Source organism: Fundidesulfovibrio magnetotacticus, assembly GCF_013019105.1.
Taxonomy (GTDB): Bacteria; Desulfobacterota; Desulfovibrionia; order Desulfovibrionales; family Desulfovibrionaceae; genus Fundidesulfovibrio; species Fundidesulfovibrio magnetotacticus.
The window spans coordinates 140,060-164,710 of sequence record NZ_BLTE01000001.1; the positions used below are offsets into that span (position 1 = coordinate 140,060).

Here is a 24,651-nt window from a genome sequence, read left to right on the forward strand (position 1 = left end):
TTCCGGCCGGGTATTACGTCAACGAGCATCATGGGGGCAGACATGACGCATTGCCAGGATGTCGACACCGACTTCGGAGGATACTCCCGGGCGCTGGCCGCCTACACCGGCATGAAGGCCGGAAGCTATTTCGTGCGAAGCGGCCGCTTCGTGGGGCGCGGCACCCGGGAATCGGCCGCGGCCCTGGCCCAGGCCGGCAAGCTGATGCTGGCCTCCGTGGAATACGGGGGCATGGTTTCGGCCAGCCTGGTCAAGCGTGGCGGCCAGGCCACGGGCGATTGCGTCTGCCGCCTGTTCACGCCGGTAGCCAACGCGGCCACGGCTCCATTCCGGGCAATCCACAACACGGTGGGGCGCATGTTTTCATCCGAATCAAAGGCACAGGATTCCAAGACCCTGCACGAAATCGTCGAACGGCTCTCCCGGATCGAAGAGCGCCTGGGCAGGATCGAGGAGCAGGGCGTCCGCGCTGTCGTCGCCCCCGTCCGCGCCGAAGCGCCGAAGCCGGAGACCAAGAAGCTCAGCAAGGACCGGCAGGCCTTCCTGCGCGCCCTGGTGAACGAGAATCTGGCCATCCGCAAAGAATCAGGCAAGTGACGCTATCCCCAAGGAGTTGAGGCTATGAGCAACCTGAAAGTTTTGAACGTCGGAATCGACCTGGGGACGTCGCGCAGCGTGATCGCCTGCGACAACGGCGTCAGGACGTTCGTGCCGAGTTACGTGGGCTACCCCAAGGACATGGTTTCGCGCAAGCTCATCGGCAAGGACGTGGTGTTCGGCCTGGACGCGCTGAAAAACCGGCTGGCCCTGGACGTGCGCAGACCCTTCGAAAAGGGCATGATCAAATATTCCAACATGCAGGACGTGAACGCCGCCGAGTTCGAGACCTACAAGAAAGTGGCGCACGACCTGCTGAGCCACCTCATCGACCTCGTGAAGGCCGAGGAGAACGGCCCCGTGTCCGTGCGGGCGGTGCTCGGCGCGCCCGCGCTGGCAAGCACGCAGAACAAGAAGCTCCTCGTGGAGATCGCGCGCGACATCGTCGACGACGTGCTCATCGCCTCCGAGCCCTTCGCCGTGGCCTACGGCCTGGGCATCCTGAGCAACGCCCTCATCGTGGACATCGGAGCGGGCACCATCGACCTGTGCCGCATGCAGGGCTCCATCCCCACCGAGGACGACCAGATCACCCTCACCCGCGCGGGCGACCACATCGACGAAGTGTTCATGCGCGAGATCAAGCTGCGCCATCCCGAGGTGGACATCACCCTCAACATGGTCAAGCAGATCAAGGAAAACAACTCCACCATCTCCGACAAGGGCGAGTGCGTGGTGGCCATGCTGCCCATCAAAGGCAAGCCGACCCCCGTGGACGTGACCGAAGAACTCCTGATCGCCTGCCGCTCCATCGTTCCCGACGTTGTCGAGGCCATCCGTGTGCTCATCGCCTCCTTCGATCCCGAATTCCAGAGCCTGATGAAGGAGAACGTCATCCTTGCGGGCGGCGGCAGCCAGATCGGCGGCCTGGCTCGCGAAATCGAGAAGTTCATGCAGGAAAACCTGGGCTACGGGAAGGTCATCAAGGCCGAGGAGCCACTGTTCGCCGGCGCTAACGGCGGTCTCATGCTCTGCAAGGACATGCCCAACGAATTCTGGGACGAGCTCAAGAACAAGTAGCAACCGGCCCTTCGCGGCCGCCAAAGAGCCTACAAAGGAGAACGACATGCAGGATTCGACCAAGTACCACACCCTGGAGCATCTGGGCGATATCGTCGTGGAGAGGATCGAGGCTGCCCTGGAGTGGCTCCAGCGCTCCACCAAAGGCGTCTCCCTGACCTATCGCATCCATTGCATGGAAAAGGACCGCGAGGCCTCCTACGCGCGCATCGGCAGGCGCACCGTGTCCCTGCGCAAGCGCCAGCCCGCCAATGAACTCTTCAGCGACGAAGACATGGCGAGCCTCCTGGCCGAATTCGACGAAGTGGACGCCGAGCTCTCCCGCGCCAAGGCCGAGCGTGAGGCCAGGCTCTACCCCAACTACGCCGCCCAGGAACAGGCCGTCTAGGCGGTTCGCCCACCAGCGGCTGAGCGCGTTGGCGGACCGAGACCCACTGGAGCCCCGAGGACACGATGCCCGATGCAACGTTGACGAACGGAAAGCTGTTGCTGGCGACCGACAGCAGTGAGCTTCTGGACAGGCTGATCGGCCTTCTGGCCCCCTGCGCCGTGCTGGACACGGCCCTCGGGGTCCGGGAGGCCGCCGCCCTGGCCGAAAACGAGCGCTACGACGCCGCCGTATGGGCCTTCCCCCCGGGGGACGGGCTCGCGGCGCGCCTGGCGGCATTGGCCCACGACGGAGGCTCGGGGCAGGACGCGGCCGCGCTCGCGGAGATCCGGCGCATCCTGGAGGCCCACGCGCGCGACATGTTCGGCGCGCCCGCCCAGCCGGACATCCAGAGCGACGCCGACGACCTCGCCACCCGGATTGGCGCGCTCGTGGAAGAGAAGGTGGGCCAGTCCCTGGAAGCCCTCATCCAGGCCGAGCAGGAGGCGGAGCGCTTCGAGAAGGGGCTGCGGGAAGCCATCGCCCAGGCCGAAGCGGCCAGACAGGAGACCGAAGCGGAACGCGCGGCGGCCCAGCGCGCCCGGGCCGAGTCCGAACGGCTGGCACGCGAACTCGAGGCGCAGCGCAAGGCCATGGACGAAGCCGCGGCCGGCAACGAGCAGGCCCAGGCCTCCCTGCGGGAGGCCCTGCGCGCCAGCCGCTCCGACCTCGATGCCGCGCTGCGCTCGGCCCACGAGCAACAGGCCGGCATCCTGAGCGCTCGCCAGGAGGCCGAGGAACTGCGCCGCAAGTTCGCCCAGGCCGAAGCGGAGAAGAAAAGCCTGCGTGAAGCGGCGGACACGCTGCGCGCCGAACTGGCCGTGCGAGGCCGCGAGGCCGAAGCGGCGCTCTCCAGGGCCGTCGGGGAACGGGATGCGCTGCGCAGGCAGCTTTCCGAGGCACAATCGCGCCTGGACGCCCTCCAGGCCCAGTGGGAACAAATCGTACGGTAGGACGCGCCCGTGAAGCCAGAACAGCCACTCCCCCCGGACGACTCCCTGCGCGAGCGCTGCCAGACGCTGCGCGACGCCCTGTCCGAACTGCGCTCGACGCTCGAACTGTTGCGCGGCCGCACCGACGGGTTCCGGGAGAAAATCCGCGGGGCGAACCGCGAGCGGGCGGTGGCCAAGCGGGAAATCAGCCTCCTGCGAGACGGCATCTTCCAGGTGAGCGCCGTGCTGCGCGGCGTGGAGGCACGCTTCGCGCATCTGAAGCCGCGCCTGGCCGAAGCCACCAGCGAGCGCGAGGCGCTGCTCGAGAGCCGCGCCTCCCTGGCCGGGCGGCTCAAGGAATTGCGGACGGGCCACGAGGCCGCGCGGGAGCGCCTGGACAGCCTGCGCGCCCGCATGGATGCCGACGGGGCGGCCGTGGCCCTGCTCGAACCCCAGGTGGCCGCCTGCAAGGCCCGGTTTCCCTCGGGCCTGGACGACGGACAGTTCCGCTCGGAACGTTTTCTGGAAGAAGCCATGGCCCTGCTCCGGCGTGAGGAGGAGGCACGGCGCGAGATGTCCCTGGCGCTCGAGGAGAACGGCGAAATCGCGCGCGCCAAAGAAGACCTCGGCCGCCGCGTCGAGGAGGCCGGGCGGATTGTGGAGCGGGAGTTCGCCTGCAAAACGTTCCTGCAGAGGCGCTCGGAGTTGAACGCCGTGCACGGCAGGCTGGAAGAAGTCCTGGTCAGGACCGAGTCCTCGGTCGAACAGACATGGGAGAACGCCGCCATGCGCAGGCAGGCCATCCAGGACATCCGCCGGAGCATCCAGGAATTGCGCGCGGTCGAGCAGGGCAAGTCCCAGGCCGTGGCAGCCTTTCTGGCGCTCAAGGAGGCCACCGACATGGAGAAGTTCATGCAGGAGAAGGCGCAGGCCGAGGCGGAGGAGGCCCGCGCGGGGCTGGATGCCCTTCTGCGGCATCATGCCGTGCTCCAGCGCCGGCGCATGCTCTCGCAAAAGATGCTGGCCGCGATCCGGGACGCGTCGGGTCCAGCGCCTGACGCAGCGGAGGCCATGTGAAATTTTCCAACGACAGGGTGCTGCGCGTCCTTGAGGACGTCAAGGCGCGGATGGCCCTGCGCGACGAACGCGCGAAGCTCGCGGCCGAGGCCTGGCAACTTTCCCGGGAAGTGGAATACCTCTCCGATCAGGTGGAGGTCCAGCTCGCGGAACACGCGGCCCTGGCGGCCCAGGCCAGGGACATCGACGGCGAGCTGGAGGAACTGCGCGCGGCCGTGCTCCGCCTGCGCGGGGAACATGCGGCGCTGCCCGGGCACGCCGATGCCCAGGCTCTGGAACAGGGCGTTCGGGAGAAGTACGAGGCCCTGCCCGCCATCGAAAGCGAGATCGAGGCGTTGCGCGTCGAAACGGAGGCCATGCGGGGTGAGATCGCCGGGCTGGAGGCGCATGCGCTGGAGACCGACACCCTCCTCCGGGAACTCGAGCCGCAGGCGGATCGCCTCGCCGCGCGCCGGGAACGCCTCGGCGAGGAAAGGGCTCTGCTGTCCGGCGTGTGCGAGGCCCTCGACTCCTGGATCTCCAGCGCGCCCCAGGATGGGACGGCCCCCCTCTCCGACAGCTCCGCCTCGGCATTTCTGGAAGAGCTTGCCCGGCGCGCCGACTCCCGGGAGCGGGAGCTCGCCGGACTGCGTTCCGCCAACCAGGCCCTGACTCTGGAAAAGGAGAAGCTCGCCCGGCAGCTTGAGGCGCTTAAACGCCAGATTACGGGGAGCGCAACGAACCTCGCGGACCAGAACCTGGATGCCCTGGAGCGGGACGTCGCGACATTGCTCGACAGGAACAAGGAGCTGCGCGAACACCTCCAGGCCGCACGGGTGAGCGAACTCAAGGAGGCCAAGGAAACCCTGGCCACCGAGGAGGCCGAATTCGCCGCCGCCCAGAAGGACCTGCTCCAGGCCCGCCTGCGCATGGACGACATCGAGGAAGCCTCGCGCGAGCTCTATGCGCGAGACGACCCCGCCGCCGTGCTCCTCGGCCTGCAGGCCGAGACCCTGGCAATCCAAAGACATCGCCGGGCGACGTCCGGCGTTGCCGAAGCCATGACGCTCGCCGCGCGGCATGCCGCGCAAACCAACGAAACGCTCGAGGCGCAGATCGAAAGGCTGCGCTCGGCCATAAGCGCCCTCGGAATCGCCGCCTACGGAGCGTAGCGGCAGGCCCAGGCGTGAACACGGACCAGGACGGCCGGCGCGCATTTCGCCCGAGCCATCCCAACCAAGGAGAAGACGATGACCTCGACGCAAAGACATGGTGTCCTCGGTGGCGTCGCTTTTGTCTTGAACACCACCGGCAGGGGCGTCGCCAAAGGGCTTGAGGCCGCGACGGGCCTCTTCGGGTCTTTCGGCAGCGTGTTCGATGGCGCGGCCGGCATGGTGAAGGGTTTCAGCCTGCCCAAGATCTCGCTGCCCGGCTCTGCGGCCGCCGCAGTTCGCAAGCGCATCAAGGAGTGCGAGGCCGTCATCCAGGAGCGCTACCTGGAAATCGGCAGGCAGAGCGCCAGCGGCGACACCGACGACGCCCAGCGCAAGGACGCCATCCTCAAGCTGATCGAGGACGTGCGCGAATTCGAGCGCGAAATCAGCCGTCTGCGCGGCGGCCTGGCCGAAATGGACAGGCGCGAGGCCGCCCAGCCCGCCCCCTGCAAGCGCCCTGCCCGCAAGGCGATGAGCCAGGCCCAGGCCCAGAAGGAACTGGCCCTGGCCATCCGCATGGCCCTGGACGGCGGGTCCTTCGCGGACAGCTCCGCCAAGGCGATGTTCAAGAAGGTGGCCGAAGATCTGCTGGACGAAGAGCCCGAGGTGCGCATCCTGGCCGCATCGGAACTCGGCAAGATGGGCGGCCCCGGCAGCGTGGGCGTGCTGGTCGCCGCGGCGCGCCTGGGCGACCCCGACCTCACCATGGAGGCCCTGAACGCCCTGAGCGGCGTGGACGATCCTGCCGCCCTGGACGTGTTCAAGGATTCCACCACGCACCCCAAATTCGGCGTGCGCCTGATCAGCCTGCGCGGGGTTTACAAGATGGCCCCCGAGGACGAAGCGGCCCCGGTGCTCATCGGATCGCTCTCCGACGAACACCCCGAGGTGCGCCGCACCGTGGCCGCCTACCTGGGCTGGAAGGACTTCCCCGGCGCGGTGACCGCCCTGCTCCAGTGCCTGCGCGACGAAGACGCCAACGTGCGCAAGAGCGTGGTGGGGGCCTTGGCCGCCCTGCGCGACGAGACCGCCGTGCCCGGCCTCATCCAGACCCTGGCCGACGAGAGCCTGGAGATTCGCGAAAAGGCTCTGGAAGCCATCCGGGGAATCACCGGCAAGTCCGTGCAGTTCGACCTCTCCGCCACCGGCGCGGAGCAGGACCGCGCCATCGCCTCCTTGCTGGAGAAATGGGCCGGCCAGTCCATCGCGTCCGAAGAAGCCGCCCCCCCCGCCCCGCCCGTGGCGGAAGCGGCCCCCGCTAGTCCTGAGGCGGCGTCCGAACCCGTCCAGGAGGTCCCGGCGGCCGATCCCATCCAGGCCGAAACCGTCTCCGAAGCCGTCGCCCCTGCTCAGGAAGCCCGCCCCGAACCCGTCGCCCAGCAGGAATTCGGCCTCCCCGAGCCCGTCGAATGGGACGGCGCGGCCCCGGGCGGCGCAGTTTCCGTCGATCCGGACACCATCAAGGACCTCAACAAGGCCGACCTCATGGCCCTGTGCGAGAAGCTGGGCATCGAGTGCGATCCCAAGCTGAACAAGGCCGAAATCCGGAAGCTGCTCCTCGGGAACGCGGGATGAACGCCCAGGAGATCAACGGCCCCGACGACCTTCCACTTTCCGGCGATGCCGGGGGCTCGACAGCCCCCGGCCCGTCCGGGGAGTCGGGCCAACCGGACCCGGCTGTCCTGGCGGCCGAGCTCAAGGCCGTGCGCCTGCTCCTGGAAGAGCGCAACCGCGAACTCTCAGCCCTGATGGCCAAGGAGGACGCCCTGCGCCGCGAACTTCGGGAGAAACGCTCCGCCGAGCACGCGGCCATGGAGGAACTCGCGTTCCTGACCCGCGAGCAGGCGCGCCAGGACAACGCCTGGCAAGCCGCCTCCGCCGAGCTCGAGGACAACGTGCTGGAGATCGAAAAAGGGGCTCGCCGCCTGGAGTTCGCTCGAGGGGAACTGGAAGCGCTGGACCGTCAGCTGGAATCCCGGATCGGCGACCTGCCGGAGCTTGTCAGCTGCAAGAACGACCTGGAAGACAGGATCAGCCAGGCCACGGCGCAGTTCGGCGACATCATGGAGCGACTGAGCAGCGCCGCCAAGGGCTTCAAACTCTCCTACTACCAGAGACGAAGCCAACTGCGGGGGAAACATGCCGCCTATTGACACCAGCATCAAGGAACACCTGAACGCCCTGCTCGACAGGGGCAAGGGAGCGGGCGCAGCCAAGGCCCCGGCCGCCTCCCCGGTCTCCACGGCGCTGCAGCGCGACGGCGCCTCCGTCGATTTCGAGAATGTGATCGCGGAGATGCTGGGCGCCATTCAGGACATGGAAACCCAGCTCTCCTCAGTCCTTGAAATCAACACGCTGCTCGAGACCGACCTGAACCAGGCCAAGGAGCGCATCCGCGAACTGCGACAGGAACGCGAGAAACTCCTCTCCACCATCGCGCGCCTTGAGGAGGAGATGCCCTCCAAGCGCGAGTTGCAGATGGTCATCGACCAGTTGATCGAGGAGCGCAGCGACGCCGAAATCACCATCCGCGACCTGCGACGCCGCGACGAGCAGGTGGGGGCGGTTCTCAAGGGCCTGCAGGACGCACAACGCGCCCTGGAAGACTCCCGCGCGCAGTTGCAGAGCGAACTCGCCGCCGTCGAAGTCCGCCTCGAAGCGGCCCTCAAGGATTGCGGCAAGCTCGAAACCAGGAACCGGGCGCTGGAAGAAAAGAACGCCGCCAACGCCGCCGCCATCAAGGAGCTGGAAGCAGACCTGCGCATGGCCCTGGACGAAAGATTCCGCCTTTCCATCGAACTCGACGAAACACGCCGGGCCCTGGCCGCCATGCAGGGGCGCTAGCCCGGCCCGGCGAAAGCACAAGGAAACGAGGTCAACCCCATGTCCGGCGAGCACGAGCCCAGCCTGAACGGCCGCACGGAACGGTTTCTCCCCGAGGCCGCCACGCTCCTGCGCGAGATCGAACGCTCCCGCGAGGTGCTGGCCGACCTCGACGCCGCAGCCAGCGCCTGCGCGGACAGGATCGCCGCGCTGCGTGACGAATCCCGCCGCGTCGACCGCAATCTGGGCCTGCTCGGCGAGCGCCGGAACGCCCTGATGGAAGCCATCGGCGAGGCCCGCCGCCGCGCGTGCGACGCCCGGGCCGAAGCGCAGGCCAGCTCCGCGCTCAAGGCGGCCATTCTCTCCGACCTGCGGGAGTTGCAGGCCGAGCGGGAGCGGGTTGTCGCCAAGCTCGCGTCCATCAAGGACGGCCTCAAGCGCATCGAGTCTGAAAAAACCGGCATCATGCCCGTGGGCAAGCGGCAATCCGAACTGCTGGGCAAGGCCCACTCCCTGATCAAGGAAGCCCACAACCGCATGGAGCTTTCCATCATCCTGAACAAGTAATCCCGGAGCGGCCCAGCGCCGCTCCCTGCCCAGGAGGATCCGTCCATGGCCGACAACAACGACTCCGAGAACATCTTCGAGCGCAAGGACCGCCTTGCCGACGCCGAATCGACCGTGGGTGCCCCGGTGAATTGGGGGTCGTCCGTTCCTGGCGACCAGAGCCTCGAAGCGGCCATCGCCGCCTCGCAGAAGCCCTCGGTGAACCAGCACATCGACGGCATCGACCAGGCCGAGCGCCCCAGCGGCCCCGTGGGCCTCGACGTGGGCACCAGCCGCATCGTGGCCGCGCAGAACATGCGCAACCACATCCACATCACCGAGCAGGTGAACGCCTTCTTCACCATCCCCATCTCGAAATTTTCCAGGCGCATCCTGCAAAACCACGAGATCATGTTCTTCGAGCGCGGCGACCAGTTCTGCATCGTGGGCTCGTCGGCCGACAACTTCGCCAACACCTTCAACACCAGCTCCCGAAGGCCCATCCAGGGCGGCCTCCTGAGCCCGGCCGAGAAGGACGGCATCAGCGTCGTCCAGGCCGTGGTCAACACCCTCATCCAGAAGCCCAAACGCTTCGGCGAAACCATCTGCTACGGCATCCCCGGCGAACCGGTGGACGGGCAGGCGGCGGCAGGGAAAGTGACCTACCACGAGCAGGTCATCAAGATGTTCCTGCAAAACCTCGGCTACACGCCCATCTCCATCAACGAAGGCATGGCCACCGTGCTCTCCGAACTCGGGCAGGACGACTACACCGGCATCGGCATCAGCATGGGCGGCGGCATGTGCAACGTGTGCCTCTCCTACCTGTCTTTCCCGGTGATCACATTCAGCATCCAGGCCGCTGGCGACTACATCGACACCATGACCGGCCAGGCCGTGGGCGAGCCCGCCACCAAGATCAAGTTCATCAAGGAAGAGGAACTCGACCTCTCCCGCGAAGCGGGCGACATGGTGCAGACCGCCCTGCACATCTACTACGACGCCGTCATCCACAAGCTCCTGCACAGCCTGCAGCGCGTGCTGGCCGCGTCCGACAAGCTGCCCAAGATCGCCAAGCCCATTCCCATCGTGCTCTCGGGCGGCACGGCCATGCCCAAGGGCTGCGTGAACAAGTTCCGCAAGGTGCTCGACACCGTTTCGCTGCCCATCGCCGTCTCCGACGTGCGCCTGGCGGCGGACCCCCTGCACACCACCGCGCGCGGCGCGCTCATCATGGCCATGAGCGAGTCCGCCTAGGACGCGAAACCCGGCCGCGCCTTCACGCCCGAAGGCGCGGCCCTTCCCGAACCAACCACGCAATGGACACAGGCTCCCCGATGCCCAGGCCGACCCATGTGGCCGTGTTTTCCCCTGACTTCGTGCGCGGCAACGTTCTCCTGCGACGCATCGCCAGGGACAACGCGGATGCGGCCCTGCACGACGCCCTGACCCCGCTGCGCAAGTCCCTGCGGGATGCCCGGCCCCGTGTCGTGGTTTTCGACGCCTCCGCCGCCTCGCCGGGCGAGCTGCGCGCCCTGCCCGAACTCTGCCATGAGCTTCCTCCCGGCTGCGAAGTCGTGGTGCTCGGCGCGTTGCCCGAAGGCTTCGGCCTCCCGGAAATGCGCGGGGTTGCCGCCGTCCTTCCGGGGGCGCTCGACCCGGAAGCCGTCGCCCTGGCGGTAAGCCACGTCTGCGCGCGCCCGGCGCCGACCGCGCGGCCCCCGGAAGCTGCGGAGCCTCCCTCCACCGGCACGGAACAACTGCGCGACGCGCCCGTTCGAGAAATCGAAGCCGACCTGCTGGCCTTCCTCAAACTGGATTAACGCCGTGACAGCACCCACACCAGCGATCATTGCCGTCATCGGACCCAAAGGCGGGGTCGGCAAGAGCACCATTTCGGCCAATCTGGCCATCTGCCTGGCGCGCACGGGGGCGCGCGTCATCGCCGTGGACCTCGACCTCGGTTCTGCCAATCTCAACGTCCTGTTCGGGCTCAGGAACGTGCCCTGCACGCTGGACGATTTCCTGATGGGCAAGATTCCCGAACTGGATCAGGCCGTCCTTCCCACCGGCATCGAGGGGCTTTCGCTCATTTCCGGAGGCAACGTCCCCGGCATCGCCAGCCTTCCCTACCAGCGCAAGATCAAGCTCATGCGCCACCTGCGCAAACTCCCGTGCGACTATCTCCTGCTGGACCTCGCCGCGGGCGTCACCAACAACGTGGTCGATTTCGCCCTCATGGCCGGGAAAAGCCTCCTCGTCACCACGCCCGACGTGCCCTCGCTCATGAGCCTCTACAGCTTCCTGAAAACCATGGTGTTCCGAAGAATGGCGCTGTACCTCAAGCAAGCCGGGGCCACGGAGATCCTCGCGCTGCTTGAAATGGCCAAGGACGCCGAAAGCCACCCGGAGCTCAAAACCTTCGAGGCCCTGCTCGAACGCGCCCGTGCGGTGGACCCGCAGAATGTCGAGAAGATGCGCCGCGTCAACGCGCGTTTCGCGCCCGTCACGCTGGTCAACAGGGCCTCGGGCGAGGCCGGGATCAAGGCCGGGGCCACCATCAACAAGCTGATGGAAAAATTTCTGAGCATCACCGTGCACGACATCATGACCGTGCGTGAAGACCCCGCCGTGACCAGGGCGGCCATGAAACTCAGGCCCGTGCTGATCGAGGAGCCCGGCTGCCCCTTCGGCAAGGACCTGCAAAGGGCTGCCGCGTTCATCGTGAACAAGGGGCTGTGACTGTTAAAAGCCTGAACCAGCATGCGCGAGGGGCCATGGAAGAAGACCACGCCACCGCACCATCGGAACATGAGTCGACACGTCAACCCGAGACGGCCTTGATTTCCGGCATCGTGTCCCGTCTTGCAGGCCAGAACCAGAGGCTGGCCCTGTTGATGGAACAGTTCGCCGTTGCGGAAGCCCAACGCCGGATGGTCTTTGAAGAGCGCATCTTCGAGCTGCGCTCCGTGGCCAGGCAGGCCCTCGATGAAAAGGATCGGCTCGAGCACGCCTCGGCCCGGTCCAAGGCCGAGCTGGCAGCCATGAGCGCCCAGGCCGCGCGCTTCGCCGACCGCGCCTCCCAATGCCAGGAGCGACTTGATGCGGCCCAGCGCGAGGTGGAAGTGCTCAAGCGGGAGCTCAACTCCTGCCGCGACAGGCTTGCCGATTCGGAGCGCGCGCGCCACGAGGCGCAGGACGCCCTGCGCTCCCAGCGGGAGGTCAACCAGGAGCTCAAACGCGACCTGGACCGCCTCCAGCGCCAATGGCAGCAGATCATCGACCGGGACAGATAACCCCACGCCCGTACGGGAGGCGACATGTCGGCAACGGCGCCCAACGAACACGACGGCCCCGGGAATTTCTCCATATCCGGTCTTTCACGGCTCGCCGAGTCTCAGGAGCGGGTCCTTTCCCTGCTGGAGGCCACGGCTTCGCGGCTGGCCATGGTGGAGTTCGCCCCGGCCGCACCGGCCACGGACGAAGAGAAGGAACGGCTCCGCCAGGAGACGGAAACACTTGCCGCCGCCCTGGAGCAGGAGCGTCTGAGCGCCGCGCGGGACAAAGACGAGGCGCGGGAGCTGCTGCGCCAGGCCGAGCAGGCGCTGGAGCAGGCTGCCCTGGCGACGCAAGAGGAACGACGCCTGGCCGCTGAGCTGGCCCGGGAGCTCGAAGCGGCGCGCTCCATGCTCGAAGAGGCTCGCGCCGACGCGCTGCGGGCGCAGGGAGATCTGGATGCCCTGCGCGGGGAAATGAAACGCCTGGAAGACGATTTGTCACGGTCCGCGCCGATTCCCGAGAGCGAGGAGGCCAAGGCAGCTGAAAAGGCCCTGCTCGAAGAGTGCTCGCGCCTGGAATCCTCCCTTGAAGAGGAGCGGCGACGCGGTGAGCAGGCGCAGGCCCTGATAAGCACGCTGGCCGCCGAACGCGACGAGGCGCGGGAACGGCTCGCGCTGGCCGAGGAACGCGCCCGCTCCGCTGAGACGCGCGTCCAGGAGTTTGGACGGCAGACACAGCAGCTGGAGGCGCGGGGACAAGAGCTGGAGGCGCTGCGGCTGGAACTGGAAGCGAGGCTGGCCGAAGCGTTGGCCGCTGGAGAACGGGCGACGCCTGTCTCCTCCAACGCGGACCAGGAGCAAACGTCTCACCGCACGGACGCCGCAGACGCTTCCGGCGTGCGCTTCTGGAAAAGCTGCTGTCTGGGCCTGATGCTCGTGCTCGTGGTGGCTCTTTCCGCCCTCTGGGGGGACAGTGACCGTCAGAAACCACCGTCGGCGGTCCAGCGTTCCGCGCCCGGCGAAGCCGCGCGGTCGCCTGGCGCGGACGACAAGGAACGCCCCGCGCCGCCCCGGCAGCACGCCATCGGGGAGGCCGTGCGGCCGGAACAGCCCGGCGAGCCCCGGGCCAAAGCGGAGCAGCAGACGTCGCCCCCTGCCCCTGCCGCGCCCGTTGCGTCCGGCGCGCCCGCTCCCGCGCCGCCGACGGTCCCGGCTCCTCCCGGGAAGGAAATCCTCTCCGCCGCCGCACCCGAGACCGCGCCGACAACCGGCCCTCCTCCTGCAGCTGCCCCTGCCCTTTTGCCCCAAGCGACGGCCGCAAAGCCCGAGGCCGCTGGGCCAGACCAGTTCAGCCTGCCCTTCCCTCCCGCCGCCGACGTTCTGAGCCCGGCCCAGAACAAGGACATCGCGGAACTGGTCAAAAAGGTCCTGGCCAAGCCACGCAAGGTCGTGCTCGTGCTGGGCTATGCCGACGCCCAGCCGCTGCGTGGAGTGCTCGCCAAGCGCTACCCGGACAACGTGGCCCTGGCCCAGGCCAGGGCTCTGGCCGTGGCCCGGGCCCTGGTGGCGGGCGGCGTTCCCGAGAAGCTGGTGACGGCCTGCGGAGTGGGCGCCGTACGCCCGTTGTCCTCCGGCCAGCCCGCGGCGGGCGGCCTGCTGGCCCGTCGGGCCGACGTGCTGGCCTGGTGAGGCTTAGGGCGATCAGGTGCGACGCTGGGGAGCTCCGGGCCGACTATCCGGGAACGCCCCCGGCCGTGTGGGGTCAGTCCAGGGAGGCCACGGCGGACCGAACCGCCTGAGCGCCCCACTCCCGCTCAAGGCGGCGGATCATGAAGTGTCCGCGCGCCGTGCGCTGGTAGTGGTCCAGGAAGATGGCGTTGAGGGCGGCCCCGCCGATGGCCCCGGCCAGGGGGAGCGACTGCGCCAGGAACTTCTCCTCCAGCATCACTCCGAAACGTGGGGCGATGAACTCGACCATGCGCACAAGGGAGGGGCGTAGCGTGTTGCGCTGCGCGCCCGCCGCCATGTAGGTCAGGGCGGTGCGCACCTCCTGCGCGAAGAGCGAGCGAGTGGTGAAGTAACTGGCCAGAACGGGTTCGTCCGGGGCGTGATCGCCTTCCAGCCCGAAAACCTCGATGCAGGCCAGGCGTGCCTCGACGCGGCGCAGGTCCTCCCCGTGGTGCCTGGCCAGGGCGGCGATGGAGCGCAGCATGATCGAGGTCGAGACCGTTATTTCCACGGGAAGCGAAGCCAGGCCTCCGAAGCCGCCGATCCCTCCCGAAAGCATCACGCCCCATTTGTGCAGGCGCGACTGATCGCTGCGCGCCTCCTCGTTCATGGTGTGGGAAATGACGTATTCGGAGAGCTTGAGCAGCGCACCGCGCGCCCCCTTGGCAATGGCGTCGCGCGCCTTGCGGGGCAGAAGGGCGTAGGCTTGGTCCACGGGCGTTCCAAGCGTGGTGAGGAAACGGTGGGACAGGCTGCGGTGCTCTAGCAGCGACCGGGCCGTGCGCAACTGCTCCATGGCCTGGGCGTCCAACGCCTCGCCCGGTCCCTTCCCGGACGCTACGGTGCGGACCGGTGGCGAATCCATAGGCGTGCGCGGTCTCCAGGAATCAGTAGTTGAAGAACATCAGCTTCACGCTGAGCACGATGAACACCGGAATGAGCAGGCGCAGCAACGTCTTGTCGCTGAAGCGCGGCGAGAGACGCGCCCCGATCTGTGCGCCCACGATGGTTCCAGCGGCCAGGCTCAGGGCCGTCTTGTAGGGCAGCGTGGTCGAATACATGAGGGCGATCAGGGTGAAGCCGGAGTTGATGGCGGTGATGTAGTGCGAAGTGGCCGTGGCGATGTGCACGGGAAACTTGAGGATGTATACAAGCGCGGGAACCTGCATGAGCCCGCCGCCGATGCCGAGGAACGTGGAAAGCGCGCCGATAAGCGCCGTCACCGCCATGCCCAACGGCTCGTCCACGGTGTAGGCGAAGGTGTTTCCCTGGCGGTCGACGATGCGCCTGGATGCGGGCTTGCGCACTTCGTCGTCGGCCTCGGAGATGAACTCCGCTCCGAAGCTCAGGCGCGGCTTTCTGCCGCGCCGACGCAATTGTTTGAGTCCGCCGAAGAAGGGGCTGCTGCTGCGCGCGTCGGCGCTCACCGGCTTGGCGTAGATGTACAGGGCCAGAAGCAGCAGGAAGAACCCGAACAGGAACGAGAACACGTTCATGTGGATCCAGTGGATGGCCATGACGCTCGCGATGCCGCCCGGTATGGCCACAAGACCGAACTTGGTGCCGCTGGACATGTCCACCCGCCACTCGCGCATGTAGGCGATGGTGCCGGAGAGGGTGTTGCAAAAGATCGCGAGCACGGAGACGGCCACGAGCGTTGGCGTGTCGTAATGGTAGAACATGGCCAACACGGGCACGATGAGCGGCCCGCCGCCGATGCCCGCCAGCGTGCCGTAACACCCGACGAACAGCCCGAACAGGACCAAAGCGGCGATTTCAAGCATGGACCAGACCTCGTCTCCAATCCTGGAAGCGTCGTTGCGCGTCGTTTTTGAGGCGAACGCATGCGCCCGAGCTTTCCGTAAAAAGCCTACTCCACATCGCCAGCCTCGGTGATCACGCGGGCTGCGGGGATGCCGAAAGAAGTGAACGCCGGGGGCTCCCCGCGAAAGAGCAGTCCGCCAACGGCGTCGAGAACATTCTCCCAGGGGCCATGCCCGGCCTTGGGGCGGCTCTGGCCTCCCAGGTAATAGACAAGGGCAGGGTCGTGCGGCACGCCGTGGCTCTCGGCCTCGTCGAGCAGCTCCGGCACGTTCGGGTGCTCCATGAATCCGTAGCGGGCCACGATCTGATGGACGCCCAGACCCAGGTGTCGCACGGCCAGACGCTTGCCCGCCTCCACCGTGGGGTCGCCGGTCCTGCGCAGGCACACGATCACGACGTTCTCATGCAGCACCCCGCGCTCCCCGAGAATATCCACCAGGGACTTCGGGGTGTTGGCCGCCTCGACGCCCAAAAAGACCGCCGTGCCGGGAGCGCGTGCGAGCGCGATCTCGCCCAGGCGTCTCATGAACGTCTCAAGCGGGATGGAGCCCCTCGAAAGCGTCAGACGCCAATTGCCGTCCTGATGGCGCTTGCTGGCCAGCATGCACAGCATGGCCGCGCAGGCCGCCAGCAGGACGAACCAGCCGCCGCTGACAACCTTGAGGAGGTTCGTGCCGAAAAAAAGCAGGTCCAGGATGAGGAATCCCGAGACCAGCGAGGCGGCGATCCACAGGGGCCACTTCCAGTTGCGGGTGATGACGAAGAAGTACAGACAGGTGGTCACCACCATGGTGCCCGTGACCGCGAGGCCGAACGCGCCGGCCATGTTGGCCGACTCGCGGAAGGCGAACACAAGGAGAACGCTCGCGCACATCATGATGGTGTTGATGGCCGGTATGTAGATCTGGCCCGGAATGATCCAGGAAGTCCGCATGACGCGCATCCTGGGCAGATAGTCGAGCAGGATGGCGTGGCGGGCGAGGGAGAACACCCCCGAAATCATGGCCTGCGAGGCGCAAATGGTGGCCATGGAGGCGAGCAGCACCATGGGGATGCGCAGCGCGCCGGGCACGATGCCGTAGAACGGGTTGGAGGCGATGGCCGGGTCGAGCAGAAGCCCGGCCCCCTGACCGAAATAGTTGAGCGTGAGGGCGGGAAGCACGACCGAGAACCACGACACCCGGATGGGTTGCGCGCCGAAATGGCCCATGTCGGCATACAGGGCCTCGCATCCGGTGATGCACAGCACCACCGACCCGAGGACCGCGAACCCGGAAAGGCCGTGGCGGAACAGGAAATCCAGGGCGTGGTGCGGGGCCAGCGCCGCCAGCACCTCGGGCGCGCGCGCGATCTGTCCGATGCCGAGCAGGGCGATGGCGGCGAACCACGTGAGCATCACGGGGCCGAACAGCCGTCCGATGCCTCCCGTGCCGCGGCGCTGCAGGGCGTAAAGTCCCACAAGGATGGCCGCGGTGAGCGGCAACACCGCCGGACGCGCCACGTCGGTGGCGTACCCCAGGCCCTCCACCGCCGAAAGCACCGAGATGGCGGGCGTGATCATGCCGTCGCCGAAAAACAGCGCCGCGCCCGCAAGCGTGCACAGCACGATGAGCTTCATGGAACGGGCCGAGAAATGGTTGCCGTCCTTGCGCAGCAGGTTGAACAGCGCGAACAGCCCGCCCTCGCCCTTGTGGTCGGCGCGCATGATGAACAGCACGTATTTGAGAGTGACCACCAGCATGAGCGACCAGAACACCAGCGACAGCACGCCCAGGATGTTGGTCTCGCTCGGCGCGAAAGCTCCGTCGTGGAAGCAGGCCTTGATGGCGTAGAGCGGGCTTGTCCCTATGTCGCCGAAAACGACGCCCAGCGCGCCCAGGGCCAGGGCTGGGGTGAGCGCGCCAAGATCATGGCCCGCATGGCCGCCCACGACCCCAAGGGGGTCGCGCGCCGCCGGGTGCAGGCCGCGCATGGCGTAATTGCGCAGGAACCCGTCGACAAGAGGGTCGTTTGAAGGGGCTTGCCCGCGCGGAAGCCGCGCGCCGGAGGGGGGCGTCTTGGACATGTTCAACGAGTGTCGGCGTTCCCTGCCCTCCTGCAGCGATGGCTGCGGCAGGCCAGAAGCGTTCGTGCTATTTTTCTTTTTTCATTACCTAATTTTCTCCAGCAGTCAAGAATGCGCACGCCGGGCAAAGCGCTGGACTAGACGTGCCGGCATGCGCTTTTTGCCTTGCGCCCTCACGACGTAGTGTTTCGCCAGGGCGTGACAATGCGCTTTGGTCTGATTACCATGCTTCATGCCGGAACCATCTGACCATTCTCCAGCACATCTCCGCATCAAGGCGGGCGACATGCCTGCCTGGCGCAGTTGCCGCAACACGCTTCATGCACAACCCGAACTTCCCCGGCGGCGTACGCTTGCCTTCCCGCCCAGGATGCCTATGGTAGCTCCATGAAAACAAACACCCTTCCATTTCTGGCGTTTCTTGGCGTCGAAAGCTGCCTGGGCCTCGTCATCCTTCTCAAGGTTGCCCCCGCCGCCATCAAGACGGGAAGCGTCCTGGCCGTCGCGGGAGCCATCGGAGCGGCCGTTCCCTGGAGCCTTGTGGCCGCGACCGGCCTGGCCGTCTGGCGATTCGCGGCGTCACGCCGTGACTGACGCCCGACACTCCTGATTTCCCCGGGCAAAACACCTTTTCAGACAAAGGGGGTGGTGTTTCCCCTAAATGATATTGACATTGATTCTCAATCCCACTAGAAGGCGGCCATCCCCATCGGGGAGAATTTCCATCCCGGAGGTTCCTGATGTTTCTTCAAGGCTCTTACCCCCCTGGCCTGGACAACCCGGCCGCCGCCTTCCAACATATGCCCCCCAACGCCCCGGTCCACCGCTTCGACATGGCCTCCTACGAAGCCCGCAAGGAGCAGATTCGCCAGCGGGCCTCCCTGCGGCGCGAGGCGGAAGCGGGCCCGACCGACCAGGCCCGGGAGGTCTTCCAGGCCGCCCTCAGAATCAGGAACGGGCGCAGCGCCAGGCGGCGCAGTATCGCCCTGGGAGTGTCCCTGGCCATCGGCGCGGCGGTGGTGCTTGCCCACCCCGCCACGCGCGGCGCGGCCATGGCCCTGGGGCGCACCCTGGGCGCGGCTCTCCCCGGAGGCATCGTCGGAGCGCTCGCGGACCACGTTTCCGTGCCCATCGTATCCAAAGGCCTGGCCCTGGCCGGTTTCGCCACGCCGTTGTAGAGGATCCGCAAGCACATGGCATCGCTTCACGTTCTCGAAAGGCCGACGGGGGCTCTTCCCGCGGCCCGCCGGTACGCGCCGCTGGACCTCGCGCCGGTGGTTTCACGCCCGGAATCCGCACCCCGGACCACCGCGCTCCCCGAGCAGGCGGTCCAGCCCCGGGGCGTCACCCGAAGGCAATGGCGCTCGGTCGCCAAGACCGCCCTGGGCGTGGGCCTGGGCGCGCTCGCCCTGACGGGCTTCGGCGGAAGCCGCGCCCTGAAGGTCCACACAGCCCTGGGCTTGGCCTTCGTGGCGCTGAGCCTCTGGCACGTCTCACTCTACAAGCCCCACAAGAAGAACTGCGCCTGACCCCTGGCGCACCCGCCCCATCCCTCCTGCACGTCGCGGCCTCCCTGCCCGGGGGGGCCGCGTCGCGCGCCGTGCACGCCCCCAGCAATTCCGCCCGCTTCAGTACGGTTTGCCGCTTCCCCGCGCCGTATTCCGTTGGACGGCGCATTCATGCTACCTACCCCAGGGCGCATGCTCGCTCCCATCAAGGAATACACCATGACCTTTCCCGGCCACATCCATTGCGACTCAATCATGGACAGCCTTGCCGACGGGGTTTTCACCGTCGACAAGGACTGGACCATCACCTTCTTCAACCGCGCTGCGGCGAACATCACCGGCATACCGGTCGAGCAGGCGGTCGGACGCAAATGCCGCGACGTGTTCCACTCCTCCATTTGCGACGGAGCTTGCGCCCTCAAGACGTGCATGGAGCAGAACCTCTCCATGACCAACAAATCCATCCACATCGTCGGGCCGGACGGGAAGCGCATCCCGCTGTCCATCAGCGCCTCGCCCCTCAGAGACAAGGACGGACGTCTCATCGGCGGCGTCGAAACGTTCCGCGACCTTTCGGACATCTCGCTCATGCGCCGCCAGTTGCAGGGAGAGCGCACCCTGGAGGACATCATCACCCGCAGCCGGGGCATGACCCGCGTGCTGGACATCCTTCCGCGCATCGCCGCAAGCCGGACCTCGGTGCTGCTGCTTGGTGAATCCGGCACGGGAAAGGAGTTGGTCGCCAGGGCCATCCACAACATGAGCCCCCGCAAGAACGGGCCTTTCGTCACCGTCAACTGCGGCGCGCTGCCCGAAACGCTCATGGAATCTGAGCTGTTCGGCTACAAGAAGGGCGCCTTCACCGACGCCAAAACCGATCACAAGGGGAAATTCCAGGCCGCCCACAAGGGAACGATCCTGCTCGACGAACTGGGCGACCTGCCCTACCGCCTGCAGGTGAAGCTGTTGCGCGTGCTGCAGGACATGATCGTGGAGCCCCTGGGCTCGTCCAACGCCGTTGCAGTGGACGTGCGGGTCATCGCTGCTACGAACCTTGACCTCGAAGCCATGGCCGCCGCGGGCCAGTTCCGCCAGGATCTCTTCTACAGGCTCAACGTGGCGAGAATCGCGCTGCCGTCCCTGCGCGAACGCCCTGAAGACATCCCCTTGCTGGCCAGACATTTCATCGAACACTTCAACGCCGTCCAGGCCAGCCAGGTGGAGGGGCTCTCGGAAGACGTCACCTTCCTGCTGTTGCGCCACAACTATCCCGGCAACGTCAGGGAACTGCGCAACATCCTGGAATACGCCACGCTTCTGCAGCACAAGGGATTCATCCAGGTCGAGCATCTGCCGGAGTATCTCCATCCCGACCCGCAGCAGCCGACGCTGACCCGCCCCGGCATGACCCTGCGGGAGATCAAGCGCCAGGCCGCGCTGCAAAGCATCAAGCGCAACGGTGGACGCAAGATGGCGGCATGCCGCGAACTCGGCATCAGCAAGGACACCCTTCGCAGGATTCTCGGAGACGAACAGGCCCCACCTCAAGGCGCATAACGCGCCCGCCAGCGCATCAGACTGGACGTATTACGCGCCACCAATCCGCCCATCAAGCGCCAACCCCCTCTAATTCCAAGCAGGACGACCTGGCCCAATCCATGCATTAGGATGAATTCGCCTCGCAACTGCGCAGGCGACGGAACTCTCCGGCTCCGTCAACCACAACGACAGGATTTGGGCATCATGCTGGGCGAATCGTGGAGGATGTTCGAGGGCGCATCAGGAATCAGGGCGAAGCCGCTTCTGTATTTCTTTCTTGCGGCAGCCGGGGCGGCCCTGACTGCGACCGGAATCTACTGGGCCGTCTACGGCTACAAGCATTGGAACGGAGAAATGGCCGTGGCCGGGCGCATCCTGACCGCGGCGGCTTCCGTGCCGGTCCGCGCGCCCGCGCCTGCCGCAGGCACGGGCCAGTACGTGTGCCCCGTGCACGGCGCCGTGGGCATGCCCCGCTTCGACGCGGCCGGATTGCCGCGCTGCCCCGTCGGCGGGGAGGCCATGCAGTTTCGCGGCGCCGTGGTTGCGGGGGCTACCCCTGCGGCGTTCGCAGGCGGCTGAGGAGGCGGCATGACTGGCCCGTCGGGCCAGACGACCCCAAACTCCTTCCGGCAGGTCGCGGCTGCTTCGCCCGCTCCCCAACTGGGCCAGAACGCCCAGGAGACCATGATCGACGCCACTCAGAACGGGAAAACCGCCAAGCCCGCCCCTGGCGGACAGGCCATGGGCCAGAACGCCAGGGAAACCATGCTGGATGCCGCCCAGGCAGCGTTCACGGGGGGCTGAGCCCGCCCCTAGACGGCCAGTTGGCCGTCTGAACTTGATGACAAACCCCGAAGCGGGGTTTGTGGGATACGCTTACGGGCGGCAAAGCCGCCCTGCTCCAGGCTGCGCTTCGCGCAGGGCTGCTGAAAAAGCCGCAAAGCCGACTTTATCAGCAGCCGCAGACGGCCAGTTGGCCGTCTGAGCCCTGCCGTGATGGAAAATCGGCCGCCCCGGTGCAAACGATCGCGCATGCGGCCAAGGATGGCGGCCCCGGGGCCGACCAGAGCGAAAAGGCGACGCGCCCTGCGTCGACACACCAGCCGCGAGCCGTAATGGCCCGCGCATGCGTAAAGGAAAGCCGCGTGGCGCAGCATGTTCGAGGCCGCAGGCCGATGTCGTTCTTCAGCAACTCCTTCCTGCTTGTCTTCCTGATCGTTTCGGGCGCGCTCATGTCCATTTCGCTCATGATGTCGTCGAACGTGGGCGACAGCACGCCGCAAGCGGAGCTGGCGGCGGCGATGCGCCGCAAGCCGGGCTGGGTTCCCCTGCCCGGCAACCTTGGCCTGAAAACGGCTGCCGCGAGCAAAGTCTACTACGACCCCACCATCCGGGACATCATCCTTGCGGACTGTTCCTCCTGCCACGGTGGGGCCGTGCGCAACCTAATGGATTACGACAACCTGAACGCCTATGCGCAAAGCGGCATGCTCGAAGCCATGATCCAAGGTCCCATGGCCCAGTTCGCCGGAGCGGACGCATCAACCATTCTCGACTGGGTCGCCGCAGGCGCGCCGGAACATCCCGCAGGGGCAGCCGGAACGGCCCCCGCCGCCTGGCGCAGCCAGACCAGCCATCCGGGGGCCGTGCCGCATCAGGCGGGGCGGACGCCTGCTGGCGGCCAATCCGCCGCGACTCCGGGCGCCTCCACCGGCTGGCGGGCCCTCCCTTGAGGCTCGCCCTTCCCTTTCACCCTTCCAATCAAAGACGTACATGAAATATCCTTCCATCTGCAAGAGTTGCGCGTACCAGGGATACAGTCCCGAGATTTGCGCCCTGCACCGCAAGCACCTCCAGAAACAGTCGGGCGAATGTGCGCGCGCGCCGCGCCCCGTCAAAGGCCGTTACGTCAGCGGAACGACGTTCGTGGCCGGAGTGTGCGCGGGCGTGCTGACCTCCGTGGTGGGCCTCTCGGTGGCCTGTCTGGCAGGGGTCAAGGCGCTGTGCGGCACGGCGGCTTCGGCCAAGCTGGTCACCGGCGCAGGCGCGGCAGGCGGCGTGACCGGTATGACGCTCAAAAAACGCCCGGCGCGCAGCAGCGCGAAAGGCACTTCGGTTGCTCCGCGGCACGGGTTTGACGACGAAGGGGAATTCCCCTGCCCTCCCCTGTGAGGGTCCTTGGGCGTAGGACGTCTCGACGCACGCCCCCATCCTTCGGGAAAACGCAACCGGGAGGTTCCCATGCATGTGATGCTCATCCTGGCTGCCGCCGTGGTGGCATACCTGCTCTTTCGCAAGCTGTTCTGATCTGCGCGGCCGAAGACGCCGGGATTCAAGAAGGGTATGGACGCTCCTTGCGGCTCTCGGGGCTGCCCCAAGTGCCGCCCCTGGCAAGCGGGCTCGTTCCGACGCAGCGGCGCTAGCCCAGCACCCGCATGAACGCGGCGGCCACCACGGACGCCGCCGCCAACCCCAGGGCCGCTCCGGCGAGCACATCCGTGAAGTGGTGCCTGAGCAGATAGACCCTGCTTATCCCGACAAGAACGGCCAGGAAATACGCCGGGAGCGCCGCGCCGTCGATGCAGGCTGCGGCAGTGGCAGCAGCCATCCAGGCCCTGGCGGCGTGGTGCGAGGGAAAGGAGTACAGGTCCCAGGCCGCCCAGGCCCGAGGCTTCCTGGGCGAAGGCCTCGCCCGCCTGAAAAGACGGCGAAGGGCCACGATGACGGGCAGCATGCATGCCTCGCCCGCGAGACAGCGCTGGGCCGCCTCGCCAAGATGCTCCCGGCCGAACAGGGCAAGCGTCGCGCACAGGGGCAGGAACACGCTTGCGGACCCTGCGACGCTCGCGAAGCGCATGGCCGCGTCCAGCCATGGGCGGCGCAAACGATCGAGCAAGGTCAGAACCGCATCATCCAGGGCGGCGACGCCCCGCACGGCTAACGTCGCCCCCTGCCCGGCCTGCCGGTGAACACGCCTGCCTCGGTCAGCGCGTCCAGCAGTTCCCGGTCGAAGGCATGATACTTCAAATACGACGGGAAACCGCCGCGCCGCACGCCCTCCACGCACAGGAACAGGGCCTGTTCCTTCGACGCCCCGGACCAGTCGAGCCCGTTTGCGGCCACGGCCCCGCGGATATTCTCCATGTGGCGGAACCCTCCGGGCGGTCTGAGCTTGATCCGGCAGCGGTCCTGCACGACCTCGGCATCGCCCCCGACCAGGGCGAAAGCCCTGTCTCCGATGCGCTTGAGCAGTTCGAAGTCGAGAATTTCGAGGAGATACGCGCCCCGCTTTCGGCTGAGCACCCGCTCCATGGAGTCGGCGACCGGCTCGTCGAGGTAGATGACGGCGTCGAAGGCGTCGATGTCCTGCGTTCGGATCAGGCGGTGATGTTCAAACACAGCTCCCGGACGTGAGAAATCAAGCGGGCGGTCGAGGTCGTGGTGGTCGAGGCAGATGGCGTTCATGCACAGCGCCTGCGCCAGAGCGGCGGCCAGGCTGCTTTTCCCGCTGCCCGGAGGCCCGTCCACGCCCAGGCGGCACGGCACGAGCCCGTGTCGGCGGAAGAGCTCCGCCAAGGCCCGGGCCGTCTGGACGGCCTGCACCGGGAGGGGCGCAGCCCCTTCGCAGGCTGGCGCGAGCCTGCCGAGCAGATGGTCGGCGTAGGCCCGCACCCCCGGCCTGCGCAGGCAATTCTTCAGGAACGACAGGCCCACTCCGACGCCCAACGCGGAAAGGCCCCCCATGCCGGAGACGAGCTTCAGCACATCCTTGGCCATATTTCCCATGCCAGCCTCGGGGTGTTGCGACTGCAAGAGACGAAACCACCTGCTTCACATATCCCATGGATGCGCCGCGCAGTCCGCAGCGACGGCCGGGAAGCAGGCCCGGGGGCCATCACCAGCAGCCGCAGTCGCGGAAAAACAGAAAATTCAGGGCAGTCGCAACCAGAACCACCGCAAACAACGCAAATAGCCACTTGTTGCTGACACGCGAAACAGGAGCGCAACGCAAGGGCGTGAGCTTTTTCATGCCC

General features: G+C 66.9%; 29 protein-coding genes. 23 read left to right on the plus strand and 6 right to left on the minus strand.

The genetic code is table 11. The features are described from left to right. The first annotated feature begins 42 nt into the window (after nt 1–42). The 15 genes from NNJEOMEG_RS00635 (at nt 43) to NNJEOMEG_RS00705 (ending at nt 13,642) form a co-directional block, all read left to right on the plus strand. Nucleotides 43–597: a hypothetical protein gene (locus NNJEOMEG_RS00635; RefSeq protein WP_173080307.1), complete on the plus strand. Its 555-nt coding sequence runs from the start codon at nt 43–45 to the stop codon at nt 595–597. Between the two features lie 24 nt (nt 598–621). Then, the gene (mamK, locus tag NNJEOMEG_RS00640; RefSeq protein ID WP_173080308.1) at nt 622–1,677 is read left to right on the plus strand and encodes a MamK family actin-like protein; all 1,056 of its coding nucleotides are present in this window, start codon (nt 622–624) and stop codon (nt 1,675–1,677) included. Nucleotides 1,678–1,723: 46 nt separating this feature from the next. Next, nucleotides 1,724–2,065: a hypothetical protein gene (locus tag NNJEOMEG_RS00645; protein ID WP_173080309.1), complete on the plus strand. Its 342-nt coding sequence runs from the start codon at nt 1,724–1,726 to the stop codon at nt 2,063–2,065. Between the two features lie 98 nt (nt 2,066–2,163). Then, nucleotides 2,164–3,057 carry a hypothetical protein gene (locus tag NNJEOMEG_RS00650; RefSeq protein WP_173080311.1) on the plus strand — a complete coding sequence of 298 codons (894 nt, stop codon included), beginning with the start codon at nt 2,164–2,166 and terminating at the stop codon, nt 3,055–3,057. Nucleotides 3,058–3,066: 9 nt separating this feature from the next. Then, complete coding sequence (locus NNJEOMEG_RS00655) at nt 3,067–4,113, plus strand: coiled-coil domain-containing protein (RefSeq protein ID WP_173080313.1); 1,047 nt, start codon at nt 3,067–3,069, stop codon at nt 4,111–4,113. Then, complete coding sequence (locus NNJEOMEG_RS00660) at nt 4,110–5,264, plus strand: coiled-coil domain-containing protein (RefSeq protein ID WP_173080315.1); 1,155 nt, start codon at nt 4,110–4,112, stop codon at nt 5,262–5,264. The genes NNJEOMEG_RS00655 and NNJEOMEG_RS00660 overlap by 4 nt, the downstream gene beginning before the upstream one ends. Nucleotides 5,265–5,342: 78 nt before the next feature. Next, entirely contained in the window at nt 5,343–6,881 is a 1,539-nt protein-coding gene (locus tag NNJEOMEG_RS00665; RefSeq protein ID WP_217270457.1) for a HEAT repeat domain-containing protein, read from the plus strand. Then, a complete protein-coding gene (locus NNJEOMEG_RS00670; protein WP_173080319.1) occupies nt 6,878–7,459 on the plus strand; it encodes a hypothetical protein in 582 nt (193 codons plus the stop codon). The genes NNJEOMEG_RS00665 and NNJEOMEG_RS00670 overlap by 4 nt, the downstream gene beginning before the upstream one ends. After that, nucleotides 7,446–8,150, plus strand: coding sequence for a hypothetical protein (locus NNJEOMEG_RS00675; RefSeq protein ID WP_173080321.1), 705 nt, complete (start codon nt 7,446–7,448; stop codon nt 8,148–8,150). Before NNJEOMEG_RS00670 ends, NNJEOMEG_RS00675 begins: the two co-directional genes overlap by 14 nt. 39 nt (nt 8,151–8,189) lie before the next feature. Then, nucleotides 8,190–8,696 carry a hypothetical protein gene (locus NNJEOMEG_RS00680; RefSeq protein ID WP_173080323.1) on the plus strand — a complete coding sequence of 169 codons (507 nt, stop codon included), beginning with the start codon at nt 8,190–8,192 and terminating at the stop codon, nt 8,694–8,696. A gap of 45 nt (nt 8,697–8,741) precedes the next feature. Beyond that, nucleotides 8,742–9,932 (plus strand): disk-shape morphogenesis protein volactin, encoded by a 1,191-nt coding sequence (locus tag NNJEOMEG_RS00685; RefSeq protein WP_235956779.1) that lies wholly within the window; start codon nt 8,742–8,744, stop codon nt 9,930–9,932. An 80-nt stretch (nt 9,933–10,012) separates the two neighbouring features. Further along, complete coding sequence (locus NNJEOMEG_RS00690) at nt 10,013–10,498, plus strand: hypothetical protein (RefSeq protein ID WP_173080325.1); 486 nt, start codon at nt 10,013–10,015, stop codon at nt 10,496–10,498. A 4-nt stretch (nt 10,499–10,502) separates the two neighbouring features. Beyond that, nucleotides 10,503–11,417: a nucleotide-binding protein gene (locus NNJEOMEG_RS00695; RefSeq protein ID WP_173080327.1), complete on the plus strand. Its 915-nt coding sequence runs from the start codon at nt 10,503–10,505 to the stop codon at nt 11,415–11,417. 35 nt (nt 11,418–11,452) lie between these two features. Further along, nucleotides 11,453–11,971, plus strand: coding sequence for a hypothetical protein (locus tag NNJEOMEG_RS00700; protein WP_173080329.1), 519 nt, complete (start codon nt 11,453–11,455; stop codon nt 11,969–11,971). Nucleotides 11,972–11,995: 24 nt separating this feature from the next. Beyond that, nucleotides 11,996–13,642, plus strand: a complete 1,647-nt coding sequence (locus NNJEOMEG_RS00705; protein ID WP_173080331.1) for an OmpA family protein — start codon at nt 11,996–11,998, stop codon at nt 13,640–13,642. Nucleotides 13,643–13,715: 73 nt separating this feature from the next. Here NNJEOMEG_RS00705 and NNJEOMEG_RS00710 read toward each other — a convergent pair whose 3' ends face one another. The 3 genes from NNJEOMEG_RS00710 to NNJEOMEG_RS00720 form a co-directional block, all read right to left on the minus strand. Then, the gene (locus NNJEOMEG_RS00710) at nt 13,716–14,546 is read right to left on the minus strand and encodes an EcsC family protein (RefSeq protein ID WP_173080333.1); all 831 of its coding nucleotides are present in this window, start codon (nt 14,544–14,546) and stop codon (nt 13,716–13,718) included. 22 nt (nt 14,547–14,568) lie between these two features. Next, nucleotides 14,569–15,465 carry a sulfite exporter TauE/SafE family protein gene (locus NNJEOMEG_RS00715; RefSeq protein ID WP_173080335.1) on the minus strand — a complete coding sequence of 299 codons (897 nt, stop codon included), beginning with the start codon at nt 15,463–15,465 and terminating at the stop codon, nt 14,569–14,571. 86 nt (nt 15,466–15,551) lie between these two features. Next, the gene (locus NNJEOMEG_RS00720; RefSeq protein WP_173080337.1) at nt 15,552–17,477 is read right to left on the minus strand and encodes a potassium transporter Kup; all 1,926 of its coding nucleotides are present in this window, start codon (nt 17,475–17,477) and stop codon (nt 15,552–15,554) included. Nucleotides 17,478–17,957: 480 nt separating this feature from the next. Between NNJEOMEG_RS00720 and NNJEOMEG_RS00725 the strand changes: the two genes are divergently transcribed. The 8 genes from NNJEOMEG_RS00725 to NNJEOMEG_RS00760 all read left to right on the plus strand — a co-directional run bounded on the left by NNJEOMEG_RS00725 (nt 17,958) and on the right by NNJEOMEG_RS00760 (nt 22,789). Then, nucleotides 17,958–18,164, plus strand: a complete 207-nt coding sequence (locus tag NNJEOMEG_RS00725; protein WP_173080339.1) for a hypothetical protein — start codon at nt 17,958–17,960, stop codon at nt 18,162–18,164. Between the two features lie 146 nt (nt 18,165–18,310). Beyond that, nucleotides 18,311–18,748, plus strand: coding sequence for a hypothetical protein (locus NNJEOMEG_RS00730; RefSeq protein WP_173080341.1), 438 nt, complete (start codon nt 18,311–18,313; stop codon nt 18,746–18,748). Between the two features lie 96 nt (nt 18,749–18,844). Then, complete coding sequence (locus NNJEOMEG_RS00735; RefSeq protein ID WP_173080343.1) at nt 18,845–19,099, plus strand: hypothetical protein; 255 nt, start codon at nt 18,845–18,847, stop codon at nt 19,097–19,099. A 150-nt stretch (nt 19,100–19,249) separates the two neighbouring features. Then, nucleotides 19,250–20,635: a sigma-54 interaction domain-containing protein gene (locus tag NNJEOMEG_RS00740; RefSeq protein WP_308464624.1), complete on the plus strand. Its 1,386-nt coding sequence runs from the start codon at nt 19,250–19,252 to the stop codon at nt 20,633–20,635. Between the two features lie 186 nt (nt 20,636–20,821). Next, the gene (locus NNJEOMEG_RS00745; protein WP_173080345.1) at nt 20,822–21,196 is read left to right on the plus strand and encodes a hypothetical protein; all 375 of its coding nucleotides are present in this window, start codon (nt 20,822–20,824) and stop codon (nt 21,194–21,196) included. A gap of 9 nt (nt 21,197–21,205) precedes the next feature. Beyond that, on the plus strand, nt 21,206–21,421 hold the full coding sequence (locus tag NNJEOMEG_RS00750) for a hypothetical protein (protein ID WP_173080347.1): 216 nt from the start codon (nt 21,206–21,208) through the stop codon (nt 21,419–21,421). A gap of 59 nt (nt 21,422–21,480) precedes the next feature. Further along, complete coding sequence (locus NNJEOMEG_RS00755; protein WP_173080349.1) at nt 21,481–22,350, plus strand: hypothetical protein; 870 nt, start codon at nt 21,481–21,483, stop codon at nt 22,348–22,350. A 40-nt stretch (nt 22,351–22,390) separates the two neighbouring features. Further along, complete coding sequence (locus tag NNJEOMEG_RS00760; RefSeq protein WP_173080351.1) at nt 22,391–22,789, plus strand: hypothetical protein; 399 nt, start codon at nt 22,391–22,393, stop codon at nt 22,787–22,789. Between the two features lie 247 nt (nt 22,790–23,036). Here NNJEOMEG_RS00760 and NNJEOMEG_RS00765 read toward each other — a convergent pair whose 3' ends face one another. The 3 genes from NNJEOMEG_RS00765 to NNJEOMEG_RS20845 all read right to left on the minus strand — a co-directional run bounded on the left by NNJEOMEG_RS00765 (nt 23,037) and on the right by NNJEOMEG_RS20845 (nt 24,647). Then, nucleotides 23,037–23,474 (minus strand): phosphatase PAP2 family protein, encoded by a 438-nt coding sequence (locus NNJEOMEG_RS00765; protein WP_173080353.1) that lies wholly within the window; start codon nt 23,472–23,474, stop codon nt 23,037–23,039. An 80-nt stretch (nt 23,475–23,554) separates the two neighbouring features. After that, entirely contained in the window at nt 23,555–24,394 is an 840-nt protein-coding gene (locus NNJEOMEG_RS00770) for a hypothetical protein (protein ID WP_173080355.1), read from the minus strand. A gap of 118 nt (nt 24,395–24,512) precedes the next feature. After that, a complete protein-coding gene (locus NNJEOMEG_RS20845; RefSeq protein WP_268885668.1) occupies nt 24,513–24,647 on the minus strand; it encodes a hypothetical protein in 135 nt (44 codons plus the stop codon). Nucleotides 24,648–24,651: the final 4 nt, after the last annotated feature.